This window comes from Paenibacillus sp. FSL E2-0178 (genome assembly GCF_038593005.1).
GTDB classification, from domain to species: Bacteria; Bacillota; Bacilli; order Paenibacillales; family Paenibacillaceae; genus Paenibacillus_AQ; species Paenibacillus_AQ phytohabitans.
In genome coordinates, this window is the sequence record NZ_CP151953.1 from 1096373 (window position 1) to 1118721 (window position 22349).

Sequence of the window (22349 nt, forward strand, 5' to 3'; positions counted from 1 at the left end):
TGGCCGAAAGTCCATATTTAACGAAAGAAGGGGTTTTAGCTGTATGAAATACAGTTAACCCCCCAGTCAATCGATAATCAGTTGATTTAATTGTACGAAATGCAGCTAAAACGCCCCTAATTCCGCGTTATTTCTTCACTGCTGCCCAGGACGCTTCATCCAGCAGTTCCAGCTCCTCCGGATTTAGCCGGAAGGCCATGGCTCCGATATTCTCCCGGGCATGGCGGGCTTTGGATGCTCCCGGGATGGCGACTACGGTGTCGCCATGATAGTGAATCAGCCAGTTAAGGGCTACCTGGCCCGGTGTCACCTCATATTTCTCTGCCAGCTTACCCAGAGAATCAATCAGCGGCTTGCTGCGGGTCAGACTGGCATCGTCCAGACCCGATTGCATCCGCCGGATCCGGGAGACTGCAGCAATCTGCGACGGATCCTTGTGGAAGCGTCCGGTCAGGATGCCCTGCTGCAATGGAGAGTAGGCGATAATGGAAATTCCCAGCTCCTTGGCAGCGGCCAGAGTTCCGTTCTGATCGATATTGCGGTGCAGCAGATTGTATTTGACCTGATTGGATACCAGCGGGAGCCCGTAGGTTTTCAACAGCCGGTGTGCCTCTACCATCTGCTTGGCCGAATAGTTGCTTACGCCTACATAACGGATTTTGCCTGCCCGCACAAGTCCTGCCATGGCTTTCATCTCGCTGGCAATGGAGGATAAGGAGAACGGCTGGTGTATCTGATACAGATCAATTCCTCTTCCCCCCAGACAGGCGATACGCTGGTCAATCGTTGCGGTAATCGAGCCGGCTGTCCGCAGCAGCGGCCACCACTTGGTAGCGATCAGCGGTGCGGCATGCGGACTGCCCTCCTTCCGGAGCTGATCCAGCACATGAGCCAGCGCCTCTTCCGATTTGCCCCCTCCGTAGATTTCTGCCGTATCAACCCAGTTCATACCGCCTTCCAGGCTGATCTTCACGATCTCCAGAATATCCGTATCGGTAAGATTACTCCAATAGCGGCCTACAATGCCGCTTCCCCGGCTGAACTGCCAGCAGCCGAGTCCAAGCGGCGATACGGATAAATCTGACTGCCCCAGCGGGCGTAAATTGACCTTGCTTGCGAGTGTCTCCATATTTCATCCTTCTCTCAGAGAATTAATTGAATACAATATGTAAGAGCTTATATAGCTATGAGACAATATAACTGTACACAAAGCTTAAGTCTTACCCTACGGGCTGTCAATTATCGTGCCATTAACACTGCATAATAAGGCCATGGCCTTAAAAAAGGAGGATATGGTATAATTGCCCTGCCATACTGCTCTAATTCTTGCAGGAAGCTTACATAAACACAACCATAACGGAGGGAATTCATGTTCAAACTTTTTTTCGGTTATCTGCTGCTGTCCCAGCTGGTAGGCAATCCATTTCTGGCCCTGATTATCCTGCTTGTCGTACTGTATTTCCTGGACCGCCGTTATGTCGGGATTTTTCCCAGCGTTACGAAGCCCCTTCGCCGCAGACGTCAGATCTCCAAACTGCGGACGACCATTATGCAGAACCCGAATGATGTAACCGCCAAATTCGATCTGGCCCGGCTGCTGACAGAGCGCAAACGCTACAGCGAGTCCAAGGAGCTTCTGACAGCAATTGTTGACCGTTACGAAACATCGGCTGAGTATTGGGTGGAGCTGGGATACGCGAACCTGAAGCTCGGACTGCTCTCCGAAGGAGAGTCCCAGATGCTCAAGGGACTGGAGATCAACCGCAGGGCGCAATACGGGCAGCCCTACCTTCGGCTCGCCGAAACCTTCCGGCATACGGACCACGACAAGGCCCTCTACTATGTGAGCCAATTCCAGGAGATTCAGACCTCCTCCAGCGAAGCTTATTATCTGGCAGGTTCCATGTACAAGGCGTTGGGGCGCGGGGAAGATGCCAAGCGTGCTTTTGCCGAATCGCTTGCCATTTACCGTTCATTACCCAAATACAAGAAACGGCAGGAACGCGGCTGGGCGCTGCGCAGTTATTTTGCCAAGCTGCGCTGAGCGGCAGACTATAATAATACAGGACCTTTACCGCAAACAACCTCCGGCTGCTGCACGTTACCGTGCCCCGGAGGTTGTTTGTGTTATTTTACAGGAACCGTTATCTCAAGTTCAGGAATATAAAGCTTATGCCCGTCTTTCCAGACGTAAGGTTTGATTATGATACTCTCCGGCCTCTTCTCAAAAGGTTCAAAGACACTGCTCTGTGATATCGTATGCCGGTTACCGCTACTGCTGCCATCTACCATAACAGCCTCTTGCCCTTGCCCATCCCACAGCTCGAACCAAAAAATGAAACTCCCCTGTTGCTTGTATTTATCTGGAATAGCTTCCTCTATAGCCTTGATATCCGCTCCGGGGTCTCCCGTAACTTCAGTTAGCAGCCGGGTCGATGTTTGGCTTAGTTCCAGCCGCGTGACCCGCAAATGAATATGGTCATGTACCTTGACCTCTCCGGGAACAAGCACAAGATCGCCCAAAGTATTCTTGCTCACCGGAAACTCAAAGCGGAATGGCTGATCAATTCCATTAATAGAGACCAACATGGTGAGATCAAATTGCTCAGGGAGTTGCAGATTAACCCCACTCAGTGCTGTAACGATGACAGAGTCAGGTGCTCCCGTACCTCCCGAAGCCATGGCGTTTCCCGTATTCACCGATTTTCCGTTCACCCGAAACTCAATATTGTTGATTCCTCCCGCTTCCTCACCCATACGGGTCAAATCTAACCATTTCCCCTTGTCACCGCCGTCTGCCTGAGTACGGGTAAGCACCAATGACAAGCGGCTTCCGTCATACATTTGTTCCGAAACAGTGATCGTCGTCCCGTCCTGAGTAACGCTCTGCTGAATATTTGTGGTTAGACCTGCTTTATTTGCTTTTTGAAGCCCGGCATCCCCTACAAGTCTGAATACACTTTCCATGAACGGCAACTGTTTCAGGGTCTCTGCCATTGCCGGAGAGATGAACCCCAGACTAACAATGATCACCAGCCCGGCGGCCACAGATGCGGCACTAATCATCAGCCGGAACAGCCAGCTACGTTTGCTCCTGTGTTTGGAGATGTTCTTGTCTGGAGCCTCCTCCAAGCTTGCCTCATCCCGTTCAACGATCATCCGGTAAGTTTCCTCCATACGTGTGTGCAGCTCTGCAATCTCCTGAAGCCTCAATCCCTGATAATAATGCAGCTTAACAATCGTACGCGATACCTCTTCCAGCCCGCTGATGGCCTGACGCAGATCCATATCTTCTGCGGATGAAGAAGAGGACTCTATACTCTCCGGCGGATCGGACATGACTACAACCCTGTCCCTTCTGCGCAGAATCATGTTGCATTCATTGATCAGAATACGAAACAGCCAAGTGTTGAAATATGCCGCCTCTTTCAATCCGGAGATTGCTCTAAATGCCTTCAGCACAGTCTCCTGCATGGCGTCCGCACAATCCTCGTCATTCCTGACCATGGACTTCGCCATACTGTACATCCGCCTATCCAGACTCTTCACCAGTTGGATGAAGACCTCACTGTCGCCTGCCTGTGCACGCTGGACCAGATCCTCTTGTACGGTATCCAGGGTAGATCTCCTCCCTTCCTTCGGGATGCTGCTGCTTCCCGCTTGTTAGTTGTATATAGCTGTTTAGATGAAGCACAGGCGCATAAGGTTACCTCAGTACGAACAATTATTTTCTCTTCTTATGTAAACAGCAAAGAACAGGCTCCATTAAACCGGAAGCCTGCTCTTTATTGTATCCTATCAGATAATACTGAACCTTAGAGATTCAGGGATTTCGGCTTTTCCTCTGCAGCTGCCGTACTGAACGGCCACCAGTTGGCCCGCCCGAACAGCCGCACCATTACCGGCACGAAGAACGGAAGGAACAGCAATGCGTACAGGGCCAGACCCGAGAGCACCACGGTGGCAATCTGCATCATCGACAGCACCCCTGAAGGATACATCGAGGCGAAGGTACCGCCCAGGATAACAACGGCTGACAGAATTACCGTCCCCATATTCCGCATGGCATGCAGAATGGCTTCACGCACATCCCATGTTTTATTCTCATTGAACCGGGCCATCAGGAAGATACTATAATCTACCCCGAGGGCAATCAGCATAACGAAGCTGAAGAACGGAGTCGTCCAGGTGATCCCGGAATAGTTCAGCAGATGGACGAAGATCGCCTCCGTTACGCCCAGTGCTGTAAAGTAGGTAATCAGCAGGGAGATAATCAGATACAGCGGCATAATGATTGACCGGAGCAGCAGCACCAATATGATGAAAATACCGCCCAGCATCAGAATCACCGTCCGCGTGTAATCCTCATTAGAGATTTTCTGCAAATCGCTGTAGGTGCTGGTCACGCCGCTCATGGCTGTCTCCGCATTCTCCAGCTTCGTACCAGCCACGGCGCGGTCCACTGCCGCCTGGATATCCCCGACACTGTCAATGGCTTCAGCACTGTATGGATTCTCAGCGAATACAACATCCAGTGTCATGACCTTGCGGTCTCCGGACAGATAGGTATCAAACACCTGCTGAATGCCGTCAGCTTCAAGCGCCTCTGCCGGTACGAAGAACCCGCTCAGCTCGTCATCCTTGGCATCCTGAATCTGCTTAAGGTAATCCTGTGCGGAACTCAGGCCGCCTGTGATTTGTCCCAGGCCATCCGCACTTTGTGTAAGACCATCTGTCAGCTGGCCGAGCTGGCCTGTAAGCTCACCGAAACCGTCCGCGAGCTGCTGCTGTCCGCCCTGCAGCTGATCCAGCCCGCTGGTGATGGACGGAAGCTTGCCGACAATCTGCCCCTGTCCGTCTGCCGCCTGATTCAGGCCGGATTGCAGCTGGCCGATACCGGCCACCAGCTGATCCAGCCCTTTCGCCAGCGCGGATTGGCCTGCTGCCGCTTTGGCATAACCGGCATTGGCTTCGCTCAGCCCCGCTGCCGCCCCTTTGAGCTGGGCCGATATCTGGCCCAGCCCTCCGGCCAGCCCTGCAGCTCCAGCGCCGCTCTGCGTCACTGTACCTTTGATCGTCTGGTAATTGATATCCTGCAGCAGCTCCGGATGTGCAGTCTCAAGTCCAGCGAAGGAGCCTTCCAGACCTGTCAGTGCATCTGCAACACCCTGAAGCTGTGTCTGCAGGCCGGCAAGCCCTCCATCCAGCGCCGTCAGGCCGCTGCCGATCTTCTTGTAGCCTTCGAGCAGCGCGGTATTGGCCGCTGCCAGCTGTTTCGCGCTTGCCGCCGCCTGCGAGAGGCCGGCCTTAATCTCTCCGGCACCGGCTGATCCGCTGCGGATGCCGTTCTCAATACGTGACAGGCCGTCACCCAGCGCAACGATGCCTTCCTTGAGCTCAGCTGTACCTTCCGTCAGCTTGGCGCTCCCGGATGCGGCCTCTGTAAGTTTCGGCCCATTCTCTTTCAGCTGCTCGCTTGCTTCTGCAAGCCCGCTCTGAATTTTGGTTAAGCCTTCATTGCTCTGATCCAGCCCGTCGGCGAGCGTAGCGACCTGGGTAGGGATCAGGAAGTCATTAATTTGCTCCCCGGTCGGACGGGACATGCTGCGCACAGCCTTGACTCCGTCCACCTTTTCCAGCTCACGGCTGATTTTCTCGGCCAGGCCCATATATTCAGCCGTATCCATCCGGTCATCATTCTTAATGACAATCTTGCCCGGCATCGACTCACCCGGACCGAAGCTCTCCGAGATAATATTGAAGCCTTTGACCGACGCGTAATCCGAGCCGATTTCATCCATGCTGTTGAAGCTCAGCTTCCCGCTGTATGTAAGCAGGAACGGCACAACGATGACTGCCACAATCAGCAGCGCAGCCCAGGGTCTCTTCAGGGAGAAGGAGCCTGCCGCCCCCCAAATCCGGCTCTCGCTGTGCTCCAGCTTGCCGCGTGACGGCCAGAACAGCTTTTGACCCAGCACCGCCATGAAGAACGGTACAATCGTCACGAGCGCCAGCAGCATCACGGCAATCCCGACAGCCACCGCGACCGCTGAACGGTACAGCATGAATTTGGACAGGCCGATCGCCAGGAATCCGACGAACACCGCCAGCCCTGAATAGAATACGGTACCGCCCGCTTTACGGTAAGTAGAGATAATAGCACTTTGTGTATCCTCGGAATGGGCAAGCTCTTCCTTGAACCGGCTGATCAGCAGGATGCAGTAATCCGTCCCGATCCCGAACATAACAGCGACCATAAATATCTGTGTGAATGTGGACAGGGGGAAATCAAACCGGTCCACCAGAAAAGCCACAACCGACTGTGACACAATATAACTCAGCCCCACGGTAAGCAGCGGCACAAACGGCGCTACGAACGAGCGGAACACAACGAACAGAATGAGCAGAATAAAGACAACTGTAATGTATTCCGACTTCTTCAGCCCGGCTTCCGAGCTGGCAATCGTATCTTCTGTAATCAGCTCTTCACTGGTCATATAGTGATCAGCGGTGACATCACCCAGCAATGTCCCGGCCTTGGCCGGCAGCTCTTTAACCTCTTCCTCTCCGCCCTGCACCGACAAAGCAACCATGACCGTATTGCCGTCTTTAGCAATAAGGGTATCCTTAAGTTCAGGCTGTGTAAAAGGATCGGTAATCGCACTGAGATTCAGGGAATCCTTATTCGCGGCCAGCTTCTCAACGCCTTGCTTAATACTCTCGGTGTCCGCAGCCTGCAGGCCCTCCGGCTTGTTGAACACAAGCGCAACCTGATGTACCGTTTCCCCGCCTTTGGCTTCTGCCACTTCCTTCATGATCTCGGCGGCCTTTGACGAAGTGTATCCTGCCGGGACCGAGATCTGCCCCTTCTCCCGTACCAGATCGGACATAGCCGGGGCGGTCAGGAATAACACTACTGCCACCGCCAGCCATATAGCGATAATTGCCCATCTTGCTTTTAGAATGGTTCTCAATTGTTTCTACCTCCTGGTTCCTGCATCAGAAATGCCAGCTTCTCAAACATCGTAATGAACCGCTCGATATCGTGATCCTCGAAGTGGAACAAGTAGGGGGAGATAACCTCCTGCATCTGCTTCTCGGAAGTGCTGTAGACACTTTTGCCATGCTCCGTCATCGTTAGATACACCTGCCGGCGGTCATTCTCATCACGGGTCCGCTCAATCATTCCCGCTTCGTCCAGCCGGTTGATGATAGCCGTAATTGAGCTCTTGCCCACCGCCACTGCCTCAGCCAAATAGGTGGAGGTACACTTCTCCTGTCCGGCAATCAGCCGGAGAATCAGGAACTGGTCATTCGTCAGCCCTTCGCCAAAAATATCCCTGAGTCTGGCATTAATCTGCCTGGTCACAACCATATAAGCGTCCACGTAACGGTTGATCCATTCCTCTGCATCCTTTTTCATGCGGGTTCCTCCTTTACGAAATAATAGTTCACGTGTAGAACAGTTTCACAGTAAAACTATATTGTCCTATTCTTAAAAAGTCAACCGCTGATCATGAATTTTACATTCCAGCGCAAAAACAGCCACCCTGCACCGTAAAGTGCTGAATGGCTGTTCTCTTCCCCTATAATCTGTCAGTAATGTTCTGTTACGTTGAGGCCAGCCTTCCGCTTTACTCCTCGTCCTCGGTCTCTTCAACCTCGTACACACAGCGGAACATTTCGATTCCGGCTGCGTTCTCGCCCAGACTGTATAACATAAATCCAAGGCTGCGGTAGAAATCCGCGGCAATCTCATCTTCGGTCTCCGCCACCAGATAACGCGGCTGACGGGTCGTCACCAGCTCCAGAATCATCCCCCGCGCATAGCCCTTGCCCCGGTTCTCCGGCAGCACTGCAATATGGCGGATATCCAGCGATCCGTCCTCAGTCTCTTCAAAGCCGGTGAGGCCGAGCAGCAGCCCTTCCTCCTCCCAGCCGCATAGCTGCAGTGCCGTTTGCTCCCGGTATTCTGCCGACGTGCGCTCCAGCGCATCCGGATCATCTATAACCGCATAAGCCAGCAGCTCGTTCACCTCAGGGGTTCCGACAAGCGGCTTCAAATCAATCAACATTATTTGACCTCCTAAAAGTTTGTATAGCACTTCCCACCATTAAGCGGCTTCCTGCAAGCCTGCTTCGAAAGCACATGCTTAAGTGGAGAAGGTTCTCCTGTTGCCGGTGAGATCAAAGGTTCAGAGCAGCCTCCGCCTATCCCCGCACCAGCCGCAGCAGTGCATATCCCGCCCATACCCCCAGCAGGTTAAGCAGCAGATCATCAATATCCAGGCTACCCGCCCGCAGCAGCATTTGCATCAGCTCAAGCACTATTATACATAGAACGGATACAAGCGTTAACCGCAGCACTGAGCGGTAAGCGGTGCTAACCAGAGGCAGCAGGATACCAAAAGGCACAAACACGGCCACATTACCCAGCAGGTTAACCAGCCGCCCCGAGTAAGACACTCCGTTACTCATATCAAAATACAGACGCATGGTGCGCAGCGGCTCCAGATTGTAGCGCAGCGGCCCCTCTGTCTGAAGCGTCCGTCCAAAGCCGAGAAACATCCAGTAGATCAGCACTGCACTGTATATGAGTAGCAGCAGCCAGGCCAGTATCCGCCGCCCCGGGGGCAGCTTCTGTCTATTTGCCGCCGGTTTTCTTTTCCGGCGGTGTTTACGCGTGTTAGAGATTGCTCTCACCTTCAATGATTTCAATGGTGCCGTCATTCTTGCCGATCACTGCCATATCGGCAATGCCGATGAACAGCCCGTGCTCCACGACTCCCGGAATACGCTGGAGGGCAAGCGCCAGATCAGCAGCCGAGTCAATAGCCTCGAAGCGGCAGTCGGCAATATAGTTGCCGTTATCCGTCTTATACAGCTCACCGGCGCTGCGGCGCAGCTCCGGCTTACAGCCAAGCTTGGCCAGGTCAGCGACAGTCCACTCCCAGGCAAACGGCACGATCTCAACCGGCAGAGGGAATTTGCCAAGTGTGGTCACGGCCTTGCTCTCATCTGCGACCACAATCATACGGGTGCTGCCCATCGCAACAATCTTCTCGCGGAGAAGCGCGCCGCCGCCCCCTTTGATCAGCTGCAGTGCACCATCAAGCTCATCCGCACCGTCAATGGTCAGATCCAGAGAATCCACGTCGCCAAAAGCAACCAGCGGAATTCCCAGCTCACGGGCCTGATCCTCCGAAGCCTGCGAGGTAGCCACTGCCGTGATCTTCAGCCCTTCACTCACACGTTCACCCAGCTTGCGGATGGCCCAGTAAGCCGTAGAACCGGTACCCAGCCCTACCTTCATTCCGTCCTGTACGTACTCGACGGCTTTCTCTGCTGCCAGCTGCTTAACATTGATACTCATTTTATTACCCCCATGTTATCCGTTATAATGAACCAAGTACAATAATGCACACCAGGAGGATTCCGGATGAGAACCGAAAATCAGATTCAATCCAAAATCAACGAATTGACGCTTCAGCGCAGATCTCTGGAGTCGCGGCTGGCACCCTTGTCTGCCGGTGATCCGCAGCGGGCAGCGCTGAATGTCCAGCTGACCCGGCTGGAAGATATGATGATGATGCTCGAATGGGTACTGAACGCACCCACGGGTAAATATCACGCCTAACGGATAGTTAAGGACAATATGTAAGCCCGAACAGATCAGCAGGCAGGCCTACACTGTCAGCTCAGCTATATTCTTTGAGCATGGCCTCATATAATATGGCATTGTCATGTTCAAAGCAGATAAATTCAATCCGCTGCAGCGGGAGCTCCACTGATGTCCGTTCACGCACATAAGTCACGACTGAACCCAGCGCCGTCTTGCAGGCCAGCTCTTTGGGGAAGTTATAGATTCCGGTACTGATGTTCGGAAAGGCGACACTCCGTGCTCCGTTAGAGCATGCCAGACTGAGGCTGCTGCGGTAACATTGGGATAAAATAGCCGTCTCGCCTGCAGTGCCCCCCTTCCAAATCGGTCCTACGGTATGAATGACTCCCCGGAACGGGAGAAGACCTGCTGTCGTTACCGCGGCTTGTCCGGGGAGTATCCCGCCTTGCTTCTGCCGGATTACAGCGCATTCTTCTGCAATCCGGGGTCCGCCCGCCCGGTGAATCGCCCCGTCCACTCCCCCGCCCCCGTAGAGGCCTGAGTTGGATGCGTTCACAATCATCTCACCCTGCCAGGCAGTAATATCGCCTTCACTTACTGAAATCACTACATTATTAACTGTGATTTGCATGTTCGGCCTCCTGTTTCGCCGCAGTCTCCAGCGCTTTAATCAATTCCTTCTCCCCCCTGCGGACAGCCTTGCCCGGAAAAGATAAATGTTCAAACCGGACTCCCTGCATCGCGGCCTGGCGGAGATTGCTGAGCATATAATTCTGCGCGTCGGACAACACCATCTCGCCCCGTCCGGCAGCAACCCTGCACAGCGCATGCGTGATGAAGGACTCTCCGTCAGCCCCGTCAAACAGCGTGAATTGAAATAAAGGGACTGCTTCCGGCAACTCCTCATTCGGAGAGAAAGTCTGATGATATACAGAATACATCAAATGGCCGGTATAGGCTCTGGATGAATCATTCTCCCGTTCAGCAAGCATTCTGCTGTTCTGAAAGGCAATAATTCCGGCGGCGAACAGCAGAAACAGCACCACACTTCCAATCAAAATAAATATTCCCTTCACCGCCAATCGCATGAAATGGACAATACCGTTTCTATATTATCATGTAGAGAAGTCTGCCGGGAATGGCCCAGAGGCAAGAAATGTTTATTTAAGCGTTTCATCTATAAAGTTATTTTGAGATATTCAAATTAACAGTTGAAACTTCCCGTGGCATGTCTCATAATGAAGTGGAGCAAACTGATTTGTCAATCCATACGAAATCAAGGGAGGATACCTGGAAATGAAATTTTTCTTGGATACCGGAAATATTGAGGAAATCAAACGTATTACCCGCCTCGGATTAGTGGATGGCGTAACGACGAACCCGTCGCTGATCGCCAAGGAAGGCAGATTGTTTAAAGATGTTATCCAAGAGATCGTGGCGATTGTTCCCGGTCCGGTCAGTGCCGAAGTTATCGGTCTCACAGCAGAAGAAATGCTTAAGGAAGCTTACGAAATCGCTGAATGGGCTCCGAACGTCGTAATCAAGCTGCCAATGACTGAAGATGGCCTTGAAGCTTGTTATGAACTGACTAAGAAAGGCATCAAAACTAACGTTACGCTCGTATTCTCCGCTGCTCAAGGCCTCATGGCAGCCAAAGCGGGAGCTACTTATATTAGCCCGTTCGTCGGACGTCTGGATGATATCGGCGTTGACGGCATGAAGCTGATCAAGGATCTGAAGACCATTCTCACTAACTATGGCCTGAAATCCGAAATCATTGCAGCCAGCATCCGCAATATCGCCCACGTAGAGCAAGCAGCTATTGCCGGCGCTCATATTGCTACCATCCCTGGTTCACTCTTGCCTTCCCTCTGGAAGCACCCGCTGACAGACAACGGTATTGAGCGTTTCCTGAAGGATTGGGAGAAAGTGCCGCAAGTTTAAAATTATAACGGTTTATTAGTTTAAGCCCCCTTCCGCTAACGCGGAGCGGGGCTTTTTGTTATTTGCTGTCACGCAAATGCCTTGACCAATTTGATTGTTGTGATTATAATTGTCATAACAACTAATTTTCTGAAGGAGCATTTTTCATGCCGCATTCTTCTCCGCAGCAATTTCTCGGTTTCCTGCTGGGCTCCACCCACCGCAGGATTACCACCGGCTTTGCCAGGGCTCTGAAGCCTTATGATATTACACCCGAGCAATGGTCGGTCCTGCTCATGATCTGTGACCGCAGCGGGATCAGCCAGAAGGAGGTTGCCGCTGCTGCCGCCAAGGACCAGCCGACCACTGCACGGATCGTTGAGCTCCTGCTCAAGAAAGGGTTCATCAGCAAGTCAATGAATCCCGGTGACCGCAGGGCTTTTCAGCTCTACGCCACAGAAGAAGGGCAGTCGCTTATCGGAAATACGCTCGAACTGGAGCAGCAGACCATTAATACTGCCGTGGCCGGGCTGAATCCGCAGCAGCTTGAAGAGCTCCGCAGCATGCTGGAGCTGATCTACCACAACACTAACCATCAAGAATAGGAGCACACACCTTTGAGCAATTCAACAGAACGTCTATGGACCAAGTCCTTCATTACTCTCACCCTATGCAATCTGCTGCTGTTCACCGGCCTGCAGATGACCTTGTCCACCCTTCCGGCGTATGCGGAAGGAACACTGCATGCAACTTCCGTGCAGGTCAGCCTCGTAACCAGCCTGTTCGCACTCAGCGCTATCGCTTCCCGTCTATTCTCGGCCAAAGCCATGGAGAAGGGCGGCCGTAATCTGCTGATCTTCCTCGGACTGTCCGTTTCACTCGCGGCCGTAGCCGGCTATTACTTCGCAGGCAGTATCGCTGCCCTGCTGCTGCTCCGGATGTTATTCGGTGTTGGCTTCGGGATGGCCAGTACAGCCTTTCCGACTATGGCCTCCGATGTGATCCCTGTCCGCCGGATGGGTGAAGGCATGGGCTATTTCGGGCTGTCCACCAGTCTGGCGATGTCAGCCGGTCCGCTGATCGGGCTCAGCCTGCTGCAGGGACCCGGCTTTGGCTCCCTGCTCCTCGGCGCAGGAGCTGCGCTGGCTATTATCTTCCCGCTGGGCTACCGCCTGGCCAAGACCTTGCCCCCGCAACACAAAGAGCCCGCAGGAGTACCCGCTTCAGCCTCCGGGGGCGGGGCATACCGCAGGCTGTTTCTTCCCTGCCTGCTTAACTTCCTGTTATCCATCTCCTATGGCGGACTGATTGGCTTCCTGGCGCTCTTTGGAGTTGAGAAGAACCTGTCCCACGTAGCCTACTTCTTCCTGTTCAATGCCGTGTCAATTGTGATTATCCGTCCGCTGTCCGGCAAGATTTATGACCGCTTTGGCCCGGCAGCACTGCTCATCCCGGGAAGCCTGTTTATCGCCGGCGGTTTGCTGCTGCTCTCTTTTGCATCAACGACAGCTGCCTTGTTCCCTGCCGCCTTATGTTACGGCTTCGGCTTCGGGTCGATGCAGCCTGCACTCCAGACCTGGATGATCCAATCCGTAGAACCACGCCAGCGCGGACTGGCTAACGGCATGTTCTTTAACTCCCTTGATCTCGGAGTCGCCATCGGCACCTTACTGCTTGGTGCAATTGCCTTGTATACAAGTTATGCCGTTATGTACAGATATTCCATAATCGCACCTGTCCTGCTGCTCGTAATCTACCTCTTCGTCTATGCATCACAGCGCAGCAGAAGACGCCACTCCCATGCACAGGATGTGATCAGCCACACGTAACCCCCGCAATAGTCCAAATACCTTCCAATGCCCCCATGACATCAGCAGCAGCGAACCATCGGCGGTCCAAGTTCCACTCCGGTGAACCGAATGCTGCTGTACAGGGCGGCACTCATCGTTCACAACACCTTTTATTGTGGTTATTTCTGAAGTCTGATATTCGCCAGCGTCAAAAAAACCGCCCGGCGTTTACACGCTTAGACGGTTCTGCAGACAATTCATTGCTCTCAGTCCTGTAAAGCTCCTGCTGATACAGTCTCACGTACCGCAGCCGGAAGGAACGGGTTAGGCTGGCCCAGGCTGTAGATATGAAGCAGATGCATCGCCCGGGTACAGGCTGTATAGAAAAGCTTGCGTTCATGCTCACGGCCATATTTCTCTGCCGAGCCATCGTAGATAATTACCGCATCGAACTCCACGCCTTTAGCCAGATAGGCGGGCAGCACCAGAGTGCCCTTTTGGAAATTAGGCGTTTCCTTGGTAACCAGCCTTACCGGCAGCCTGCTCTGCAGTTCATTATGCACACGTGCACTTTCTTCCGCTGTTTTGCAGATAACAGCTACATAATGATAGCCCTGTGCATGCAGATTCAGCACATCCTGCTCCACCGAGGCCAGCAGGTCGTCTTCACTGTCCACGACCGTCAGCAAAGGCTCCTCGCCGCGCCGGTTAAACGGTACGATTTTCTCCCCTCCGGGAATCATCGCCCGTGTAAACTCGACAATCTCATAGGTAGAGCGGTAGCTGCGGGTCAATGAGATCACTTCCGTGTTCTCTTCGCCATAGATGCTGACCAGCCCGGCCAAATCCCCAAGCACCTCACCTTGCGCATAGATTGCCTGGTTGAGATCACCCAGTACAGTCATTTTGGCCCGCGGAAAGAGCCGGCGCATGAATTCCAGCTGGAACGGCGAATAATCCTGCACCTCATCGACAATCACATGACGGATCAGTGTATTGGTGCGGAAGCCCTGACTGAGCTCCTTCAAATACAGAAATGGCGTCGCGTCTTCGTAGGCCAGTTCGTTCCCGGCAATGGTAGCCAGCGTGAAGCTGCAGATGTCATCCCATACATCAGGCAGAACCTGGCTGCTGTTCAGGCTGTCCATTAACTCCCGGTCGGCAAACAGCCGGCTGTACAGCCCCTTCACATCAACGAACCGTCCGCGCTTGGTCCAGCCGCGCAGCGGCTTGAGGCGCTGGCTGACGATATAACGGGCGAGCATGATTTTCTCCGTTTCAAAATCATCAAAGCTATCATTATGCCCTCCGCCCTTGCGGCGCATCATATTGTAAGCACGCTGATAGTCGCTGTTGTCCATAAGCTCAATCTGGTCATCGACCCATGATGCACTGCGTTCCTCAATGCTAAATGCTGCTATTCTTTTGAGCAGCCAGCCGGTCATCAGTTCGATCCGGTTAGCCAGCTTGATACCCGGGTCATAGCTATAGAACTGGCGCTCCATCTCTTCCTTGCCGACAACCGCACGCCCCTGGAACATCAGCGGCTTGAACATCATGCCTTCGTGCTCCAGCAGGTTTACATAGCGCCTTATGACATCCAGGAACGATACGGAGGATTTATAGGTGATCCCTGCTCTGCGTATGGAGGCTTCCGGCCCATCCGGCGCGTTCAGCAGGCTCTCCGTCTGATTGAACACATCCTCCAGCTGAAACTCCTGTCCGAGCCGGTGCTCCAGATACATCTGGAAGGTAGTCTGCTGCATATTCTCTTCACCGAGTTCAGGCAGAACGGTTGATACATAGCTGTTAAACAGCGGGTTCGGTGAAAAGAGCAGCATCTGGTCTGCCTGCAGCACCTCACGGTATTTGTAGAGCAGGTAAGCTACCCGCTGCAGCGCCGCTGAGGTCTTGCCGCTTCCGGCCGCACCCTGCACAACCAGCATCCGGCTTCTGTCGTTGCGGATCACCGCATTCTGCTCCTTCTGGATGGTCGCTACAATGCTCTTCATCCGGTCATCGGCGCTGTGGCTCAGCACCTGCTGAAGCAGCTCATCGCCGATCGTTACGCCGGTATCGAACATCACTTCGATCTCTCCATTATCGATTACAAACTGGCGTTTGAGCTCCATGTTCCCCGTAATTAGTCCGCCCGGCGTGTCATAGGACGCCGGACCCGGCGCACCGTCATAATACAGGCTCGATATCGGGGCCCGCCAGTCGTAGATTAGGAAGGTTCCGTTATCCTCCATCAGTGAACCGATGCCCAGATAGATTTTATCTGCCGCAGCATCAGCGGATTCCGAGAAATCAATCCGGCCAAAGTAGGGGGATACAACCAGCTTTTTATATTTTTTGAGTGCTTTACTGGACTGCAGATGATGGCGTTCGCGTTCGTTCAGGATCTGCGCCTGCTGCCGCAGGCTTGTTGAGGTCTCGCCCAGATCGTCAGGACTGCTGAAGTTCACGGTAACTTCTTCCCAGAAGTCCTTACGCATATCCACGACATCCGTACGGTGGAGTCCAAGCTCCTCCGACAGCAGCCGGATGTGGGTAGATAACTGCCTGGTAATTCCGGTTACCCGCTCCTGCTCCTCTTGCCACTCGTGATCATGTTTATCCAATGCATTTCATCCCCTTCAGAAGGTTGACATTCATTATTCTACATGTTATAATTAAATTGAATAACTATGTTTTTTTGAATTAAACTTTATTTGATATCTTTTTATATTACCAACTCTTTAGCGCTTTTACAAGTTTCCGGCACAATTTTTTTATAAGATAAGAATTGCTTCACGCAATACATAACCTTATGATGTATATATTCATCCGGCCCCTCTGGGACCGGATTTTTTGTTCTTTATATTTTCCCCGTCATATCGGCAGTGTCCTTCTCGTCCGTGTTCATCCGGTTAATCTGATCAGCCACCCTATCCAGACGATCCAGCTGATAGCCGTAATCATATATTGCCGCTGCCACCACGGACAACCGCAGCTGCCCGGATTTCTCAGGATCATATCCGTGGATAGCCGCCTCCAGAAAACGGTCGTTGTCCTCTGCCAGAAGTTCAGAATCATTCGCACCCGGCTTCAGCTTATCCTCGAATTTCAGCAGGATGTACTCATGATATTTAATCAGCTGCTCCAGATGCCGGTCAAACAGCTCATCGGTACGATCTGTCCGCTCGGCCTGGAAGTAATGCCGGTCTATAGCCTCCAGCACCTGAAACCCCTTCTGCAGAGAATTGAGCAGATTCTTATACACCACCATCTGCCTTGTCTGACTGTATTTCGCCCTTCTTAGCTGCTTCTGCTCCTCTTCGAACAATGCATACTTGTCAGCCAGCGCCTTAATGGAACCCTCCAGACTATTCTTCTCATCCCGGAATACACTTTCCTTCATTTCATGCGATACTGCAGTCCTTAGCAGCAGTGACAGGCTGGTGAATACATTCTCAATCTGCTGGATGTACTGCTTGCGCGGCTTCGGCGGAAAGACTGCGATATTAATAATGAATGCCGACAGAATACCGGTCAGCGTCAGCAGAAAGCGGGTGAGCGCAAATTGCCACTGCCCGGAAGCCTCCATTACGGAGATCACGGTAACCAGTGTCAGGCCGATCGTATCGGCGCGGTTCATTTTCATGCTGATCATAATCACCAGAATACATACCAGCCCGACCGCAATCGGTTCATTGGACAGCAGCATTCCGCCCAGCAGTGCTATCACCGCTCCCATGGTGCTGGTCTGAATCTGATCGAGGAAATACCTCCATGATCTGTATATGGATGGCTGCATGGCAAAAATAGCCGCTATAGCCGCACCGACAGGGGAGGCGAAATTAAATAGAACGGACAGATAAAGTGCGAGCGTGACTGCCATTCCTGTTTTGAGTATGCGGGCACCAAAAGCCAAATCCATCCCTCCTAAAGAGCTTGATCTATTTCAATATAGATGCTGTGATTAAAAATTTATGTATATCCTGAAGGTATTCGGTAAATCTCTAATAATTGCACACACATTATTACCCATGAAGCACGCTGGCGAATTTTAGTATGGCTTAAGCCGGGTTTAAGGATTCTTTCAGCTTTCGGGGAATACTGGATACATGTCAGCCAACACACAACTCAGAAGAGGTGAATCATGAACAACCCTATCCAAAGAATTACTGCATTCACTGCAGCCGTAATGCTCACTATGGCACCGGTTGCCGCTTATGCAGAGAATCCGTCTGCCGGCACACCCACTTCCGCACCGGATTCCATACACGCCGGCAAGGAGCATGGGCATCCTCACAGCGGGAACAAGAACTTCCGGGCCGGAGGCCATTTCATTATCAATGAAACGGCTAAGCTGCTTGAGATGGACCGCTCAGAGCTCATAGACAGCCTGAAGGCAGGCAAGACACTCTCTGCCCTCGCCCAGGAGAAAAAGGGCTGGAGCGAAGATCAGTACATCCAGAAGCTGAGTGAAGCCGCCAGCCTCAAGGTCGACGAGTCGGTCAAGGACGGCCGGATTACGAAAGAGGACGCCGACAAGCTAAAGGCCGGGCTGCCTGTTATGATCAAGCTGAGCCTTAGCCGTGCGGCTCAGTTTCATCAGGCCAAGCCTTCACAGCAGCCTGCTGCGCCGAAGACACGCTAAAGCACCAGTCAATAATGCGGATGCCCTGCAGATTATTTGCGGGCATCCTTTTTGCCGTGCGGGCCTGCCCCTTTGCGCTCCCTGGAGTTCCGGTAAGCCTCGAAGCAGGCGGCAGACAGCATCAGCCATGCGCCGCTGGCTGCGTATCCGCCGATCACATCACTGGGATAATGCACGCCCAGATATATCCGGCTCCAGCCGATCCCGCCGGTCATCAGTACGGTGAACAGAATCAGGATGAATCGCTCACGTCTGTTGTGCATATGCCTCCAGAGAAGATAGGCAATCACTCCGTATAAAGAGAAGGCAGCCATAGAATGTCCGCTCGGAAAGCTGTACCCGGCCTGTTCAATGAGTCTGTGTATAGTGGGACGTTCGCGGTGGAACCACAGCTTCAGCAGTGTATTCAGCAATTGCGAGCCTAAGCCCACCCACAGAAACAATGCCAGCTCCATCCGGTGCTTCAAGGCGAAGAATAATATAGTCATCGTGAGCAGCGAAATCCCGATAGCCAGCCTCGAGGAGCCGACGAGCGATAAGCTTTTGGCCAGCGCAGTGAGCGGCGGCGACTCCATAGATTGCACGATATGTATAACGGCACGGTCAAAGCCAGCAGCTCCGCCCTGCTTAACCAATACAGCGATCAGGATAAATCCCAGCAAAAACCATATAAAACGGCGAAATCCGCCGGACCAGTAATGATAATAAAGCATAACTACCCCCTTGTCTATTTCCGCGCCTGATGACAGATTTCCTGGAAGAGTCTCTCCCGTGTTATAATTGCCTAAGAAGTTAATTCATACTAAAGATGGAGTGCTGCCAAAGTGGAAAGTCTAAAATTACAGGAACGATTGTTGAACCAGTGTATCTCAACAAAAGTGCCCGTGACCATTTTTACAACTAACGGAGTCAAAATGCAGGGACTCGTAACCTCTTATGACGCTTATACTATCACCTTGCAGGGTCAAGGTGACGGCAGACAGAACGTACTCTTCAAATCGGCAGTCTCCACGGTAGTGCCGCTGAAGCCCGTCTCACTCAAATAAGCAGTCCCGCCCGGCGCATCTCTGGGCCTAACACCTACAAATTAACCGTCCCGAATTCAAAAGGAACACCGGAGCAAGCCATTCCGGTGTTCCTTTTGCCATTGTTGCCTGGCAGGACAAGCATTACACTTTGCAGTTAGTAACCGGTCCGAAATAATTATCCGGCAAATACTGCAGGCATGACACAGACCGGCTTGGACAATTCCGCCGTATTTCCTGTGAAGGTTAACCGCCCGCCGGCAGCATCCAGTGAGAAGACCACCAGATTATTGCCGTCCCGGTTGGCTACAATCAGATAGGCTCCGTCCGGCGTGACCGTGAAGTGGCGCGGATGCCCCCCTCTTGTGGATACATGCTCCACCAATGTAAGCTCAGCCGATGCCGGATTTACAGCGTAGACCACAATACTGTCGTGGCCGCGGTTAGAGCCGTACAGATATCTGCCATCCTTGGAAAATGCAATTTCGGCACAGCTGTTTTTCTCTGACGGGTAACCTTCAGGAAGTGTCGATACCGTAAATGCCGTCTGTAGAGTCCCTGCAGCAGCATCATATAGGAAGGAAGTTACGGTGGAATCCAGCTCATTGATCACATAAGCGGATTTGCCATCCGGATGGAACACGAAATGGCGTGGTCCCGCTCCTACATGCAGTGCAGTATCTCCAAGCGCTTCAAGCTTCTTCGCTTCTTTGTTAATCCGGTAGGTCCGGATCAGATCCAGCCCCAGATCAGACACAAACAGGAAGCGCTCATCCGGACTGAAGATGGCCGAATGCGGATGCGGCCGGTCGTGGCCCGGAAGATCACTATGTCCGGTATGTACTGCAATATCCGTCAGGGCTTCGGGTATCCCGTCTGCATCCAGGGTGAGCAGTCCTACCGTTCCCCCGTGATAGCTGCATACTACAATATGTTCGCTTTCAGCATCTCTATTGATATTACAGGTCGTGGTTTGACCCGTGCCTGCGGCAGGCATCGTCGGAGTCCGCTTCAATTCAGTCAGCTTGCCGGTCTTCGGCTCAATCGCGAAGGTTACAATCTCTCCCTCTTTGCCGCCCTCCCCACTTGGCTTCTCGCCAATCGCATACAGCTTCAGCCCGGAAGGGTCCACATTTACGAACGTCGGGTTCGTTATGCCATCAGCTGTATCCAGCCGTTCAAGTGTACCTCCGGCTTCACCGTCAAAAGCAAACACCTGAACTCCGCTCTCCTCAGCCGTTGCATAAGAGCCGGTAAACAACAGCAGCTTCGTATTCTCATTCATCTGGGTAATCCTCCTCCAACTTGTGGTTATGGATGCATATCAGCCATCTATATAATTTACAGTTTTTCGTGAGGTATGACAAATGCAACGGAAAAAATGACAAAAAACATTTCAAAAATAAGACTTCTCAAAGCAAAAAGAGTATGCTATAATGAAAGCGCTAACATCAATGTTAATTATGTATAAAGGGGGAACACGAATGAGCAGCCTGCTGGAAGCCAGAAATGTATATGAGGACTTCGAGGTGGAGACAGACATTCTGTTCTTTAAGGTCGGGGACCATGACCTTGTCATTTTTCACGGCAGAAACTACAACATTAAAAAGAGAATGACTGCCGAGCAACTGAACCGCTTATTGTCAAGCAACAGCTATTATCATGTGTACGGGGGCTGCTACGTTAACCTGAACAAGATCAGCTCCATCGAAGATGACTGTATCTATTTCGGTGAAATGGGCTTGTATGCGAAATCTGTACGCGTTCCCAGACGCAAACAGGAAAGCATCCGCCATCTGCTGAGAGGACTTAGCTCCTAAGGCGGATACATATCCGCTGCCTGCTAATCCGTAGAATACAGCATGGAATCATTTTTACGCATTCAATGTCTCTCTCATCTGGCCGGAGCGCGCATGGGGAAACCTATTGCTGCTCCGGCTTTTTCCTGTTTCTTAATGGAATATTAAAAAGTTATTATGCTTTTTTATACTTTCTTAAGGTTTGGAATTCTGTTTTCTGGTAAAGTTGTAGAAAGACAGGCACCACCTATATTGAAGGGAGTCATTAATTATAATGGACAAAAAAGATTTCAACGAAAATGGACAGCTTGAAAACGGCGGAACGCCGGAAGAGAACGACACTTCTGTAGTTACCCCGGAAGATGGAATTGAACCTGCGGAGGCTGTATCTGAACCTCAGGCTGAAGTAATTATTCCGGCAGCACCTGTACAAGCTGCAACAGAAAGCTCCGGCAGCGTACACTCTCCGAAAATTGAAGAAAGCGTTCCCGTAATGAACAAGGTAGGCGACGGTACTCCTCCGTCCAAGCCGGCAGCACCTGCAGGCGGCAAAGGCTGGATGATTGCCTCCATCATTTTGGCAGCGGCATTAATCGTAGTCCTGATTGTGCAGCCTTTCAAGAAAGACGACAGCAAGATCGCTGTTGCTACCGTTAACGGAACGGATATAACGAAAGCACAGCTCTACGATAAATTGGTTGAAGCAGGCGGCGAATCCACGCTGCAGAACCTGATTACTACCACTCTCGTGGATCAGGAAGCGAAGAAAGCCAACATTACCGTAACCGATGAAGATATTAATCAGGAGATCGCAGATCTGACCACCCAGTTCGGAGGTGAGGAAGCTCTGAATTCTGCTCTGCAGCAGAGCTCCATGACTCTGGATGACCTGAAGAAGCAAATGCCTCTGCAGGTTGAGATCCGCAAGCTGGTTGAACCGAAGGTTACCATTACGGATGAGGACATCACCAAATATTACGACGAGAACAAAGCTACCTTCAATCAGGAAGAAGAAGTTCGCGCTTCCCACATCCTCGTTGAAACCAAAGAAGAAGCTGATGCCATCGTCAAACAGCTGAAAGACGGAGCAGACTTCGCCACACTGGCTAAAGAGAAATCTGCAGATACCGGTTCCAAAGACAATGGCGGAGACCTCGACTTCTTCAAACGTGCCGATATGGTTGCTGAATTCTCCGATGCGGCCTTCAACCTGAAGGTTGGTGAAACCAGCGGCGCTGTGAAGACCGATTACGGTTACCACATTATCAAGGTTACTGACCGTAAAGAAGCACATGAATACACGCTTGCTGAGAAGAAAGAGGAAATCACCAAGACTCTGAAAGCGCAGAAAGTCTCGGAAATGTCTTCTACCTGGCTGGCTGATTTGACCAAGAATGCCACCATCACCAATACTTTGACCGATACTCCTGATGCATCCGCTACTCCGGCAGCATCTGCCGCACCAGATGCCAGTGCAGACCCTGCAGCTGCTGCAACAGAAGCTCCAGCCAAGTAATCTATTCATTCCTGCATAATACACACATA

Annotated in this window: 22 protein-coding genes; 9 read left to right on the top strand and 13 right to left on the bottom strand. The window is 52.1% G+C overall.

Annotation, left to right across the window (positions count from 1 at the left end):
• Positions 1 to 127: 127 nt before the first annotated feature.
• The gene (locus MHI42_RS04885; protein ID WP_042136690.1) at positions 128 to 1129 is read right to left on the bottom strand and encodes an aldo/keto reductase; all 1002 of its coding nucleotides are present in this window, start codon (positions 1127 to 1129) and stop codon (positions 128 to 130) included.
• 240 nt (positions 1130 to 1369) lie between these two features.
• On the opposite strand from MHI42_RS04885, the gene MHI42_RS04890 reads away from it, so the two are divergent.
• Positions 1370 to 2044, top strand: coding sequence for a tetratricopeptide repeat protein (locus tag MHI42_RS04890; RefSeq protein WP_171716384.1), 675 nt, complete (start codon positions 1370 to 1372; stop codon positions 2042 to 2044).
• Between the two features lie 83 nt (positions 2045 to 2127).
• Here the strand turns inward: MHI42_RS04890 and MHI42_RS04895 are convergent, their stop codons facing one another.
• The 6 genes from MHI42_RS04895 to rpiA form a co-directional block, all read right to left on the bottom strand.
• Positions 2128 to 3549: a sigma-70 family RNA polymerase sigma factor gene (locus MHI42_RS04895; protein WP_342422975.1), complete on the bottom strand. Its 1422-nt coding sequence runs from the start codon at positions 3547 to 3549 to the stop codon at positions 2128 to 2130.
• Between the two features lie 266 nt (positions 3550 to 3815).
• Positions 3816 to 6974 carry an MMPL family transporter gene (locus MHI42_RS04900; RefSeq protein WP_342422976.1) on the bottom strand — a complete coding sequence of 1053 codons (3159 nt, stop codon included), beginning with the start codon at positions 6972 to 6974 and terminating at the stop codon, positions 3816 to 3818.
• A complete protein-coding gene (locus tag MHI42_RS04905; RefSeq protein WP_042136684.1) occupies positions 6971 to 7423 on the bottom strand; it encodes a MarR family transcriptional regulator in 453 nt (150 codons plus the stop codon). The genes MHI42_RS04900 and MHI42_RS04905 overlap by 4 nt, the downstream gene beginning before the upstream one ends.
• A gap of 211 nt (positions 7424 to 7634) precedes the next feature.
• Entirely contained in the window at positions 7635 to 8075 is a 441-nt protein-coding gene (locus tag MHI42_RS04910; protein ID WP_342422977.1) for a GNAT family N-acetyltransferase, read from the bottom strand.
• Between the two features lie 136 nt (positions 8076 to 8211).
• Positions 8212 to 8703, bottom strand: coding sequence for a VanZ family protein (locus MHI42_RS04915; protein WP_342422978.1), 492 nt, complete (start codon positions 8701 to 8703; stop codon positions 8212 to 8214).
• A complete protein-coding gene (rpiA, locus tag MHI42_RS04920; protein WP_171716542.1) occupies positions 8687 to 9367 on the bottom strand; it encodes a ribose-5-phosphate isomerase RpiA in 681 nt (226 codons plus the stop codon). Before rpiA ends, MHI42_RS04915 begins: the two co-directional genes overlap by 17 nt.
• A 72-nt stretch (positions 9368 to 9439) precedes the next feature.
• On the opposite strand from rpiA, the gene MHI42_RS04925 reads away from it, so the two are divergent.
• Positions 9440 to 9637 carry a hypothetical protein gene (locus MHI42_RS04925; RefSeq protein WP_039298117.1) on the top strand — a complete coding sequence of 66 codons (198 nt, stop codon included), beginning with the start codon at positions 9440 to 9442 and terminating at the stop codon, positions 9635 to 9637.
• Between the two features lie 61 nt (positions 9638 to 9698).
• Here MHI42_RS04925 and MHI42_RS04930 read toward each other — a convergent pair whose 3' ends face one another.
• Positions 9699 to 10253, bottom strand: a complete 555-nt coding sequence (locus MHI42_RS04930) for a macro domain-containing protein (RefSeq protein WP_342422979.1) — start codon at positions 10251 to 10253, stop codon at positions 9699 to 9701.
• Entirely contained in the window at positions 10237 to 10710 is a 474-nt protein-coding gene (locus MHI42_RS04935; protein ID WP_342422980.1) for a hypothetical protein, read from the bottom strand. Before MHI42_RS04935 ends, MHI42_RS04930 begins: the two co-directional genes overlap by 17 nt.
• A 208-nt stretch (positions 10711 to 10918) precedes the next feature.
• Here MHI42_RS04935 and fsa point away from each other — a divergent pair, with 208 nt between their 5' ends.
• The 3 genes from fsa (at position 10919) to MHI42_RS04950 (ending at position 13374) form a co-directional block, all read left to right on the top strand.
• Positions 10919 to 11566, top strand: coding sequence for a fructose-6-phosphate aldolase (fsa, locus tag MHI42_RS04940; protein ID WP_039298111.1), 648 nt, complete (start codon positions 10919 to 10921; stop codon positions 11564 to 11566).
• 146 nt (positions 11567 to 11712) lie between these two features.
• A complete protein-coding gene (locus MHI42_RS04945; RefSeq protein ID WP_171716392.1) occupies positions 11713 to 12150 on the top strand; it encodes a MarR family winged helix-turn-helix transcriptional regulator in 438 nt (145 codons plus the stop codon).
• 12 nt (positions 12151 to 12162) lie between these two features.
• Positions 12163 to 13374, top strand: coding sequence for an MFS transporter (locus MHI42_RS04950; RefSeq protein ID WP_342422981.1), 1212 nt, complete (start codon positions 12163 to 12165; stop codon positions 13372 to 13374).
• A 227-nt stretch (positions 13375 to 13601) separates the two neighbouring features.
• On the opposite strand, the gene helD is transcribed toward MHI42_RS04950, so the two are convergent.
• Positions 13602 to 15959, bottom strand: a complete 2358-nt coding sequence (gene helD / locus MHI42_RS04955) for an RNA polymerase recycling motor HelD (protein ID WP_342422982.1) — start codon at positions 15957 to 15959, stop codon at positions 13602 to 13604.
• A 236-nt stretch (positions 15960 to 16195) separates the two neighbouring features.
• On the bottom strand, positions 16196 to 17251 hold the full coding sequence (locus MHI42_RS04960; RefSeq protein WP_342422983.1) for an aromatic acid exporter family protein: 1056 nt from the start codon (positions 17249 to 17251) through the stop codon (positions 16196 to 16198).
• Between the two features lie 228 nt (positions 17252 to 17479).
• Here MHI42_RS04960 and MHI42_RS04965 point away from each other — a divergent pair, with 228 nt between their 5' ends.
• Complete coding sequence (locus tag MHI42_RS04965) at positions 17480 to 17980, top strand: hypothetical protein (protein ID WP_342422984.1); 501 nt, start codon at positions 17480 to 17482, stop codon at positions 17978 to 17980.
• A 32-nt stretch (positions 17981 to 18012) separates the two neighbouring features.
• Here MHI42_RS04965 and MHI42_RS04970 read toward each other — a convergent pair whose 3' ends face one another.
• Positions 18013 to 18642, bottom strand: coding sequence for a phosphatase PAP2 family protein (locus tag MHI42_RS04970; RefSeq protein ID WP_342422985.1), 630 nt, complete (start codon positions 18640 to 18642; stop codon positions 18013 to 18015).
• 162 nt (positions 18643 to 18804) lie between these two features.
• On the opposite strand from MHI42_RS04970, the gene hfq reads away from it, so the two are divergent.
• A complete protein-coding gene (gene hfq, locus MHI42_RS04975; RefSeq protein ID WP_039298097.1) occupies positions 18805 to 19026 on the top strand; it encodes an RNA chaperone Hfq in 222 nt (73 codons plus the stop codon).
• 157 nt (positions 19027 to 19183) lie between these two features.
• Here hfq and MHI42_RS04980 read toward each other — a convergent pair whose 3' ends face one another.
• A complete protein-coding gene (locus MHI42_RS04980; RefSeq protein ID WP_342422986.1) occupies positions 19184 to 20290 on the bottom strand; it encodes a lactonase family protein in 1107 nt (368 codons plus the stop codon).
• Positions 20291 to 20489: 199 nt separating this feature from the next.
• Here MHI42_RS04980 and MHI42_RS04985 point away from each other — a divergent pair, with 199 nt between their 5' ends.
• Together MHI42_RS04985 and MHI42_RS04990 are read left to right on the top strand one after the other, a co-directional pair.
• Positions 20490 to 20825, top strand: a complete 336-nt coding sequence (locus MHI42_RS04985) for a LytTR family transcriptional regulator DNA-binding domain-containing protein (protein WP_039298093.1) — start codon at positions 20490 to 20492, stop codon at positions 20823 to 20825.
• A 253-nt stretch (positions 20826 to 21078) separates the two neighbouring features.
• A complete protein-coding gene (locus tag MHI42_RS04990; protein ID WP_342422987.1) occupies positions 21079 to 22320 on the top strand; it encodes a peptidylprolyl isomerase in 1242 nt (413 codons plus the stop codon).
• The last annotated feature ends 29 nt before the right edge of the window (positions 22321 to 22349 follow it).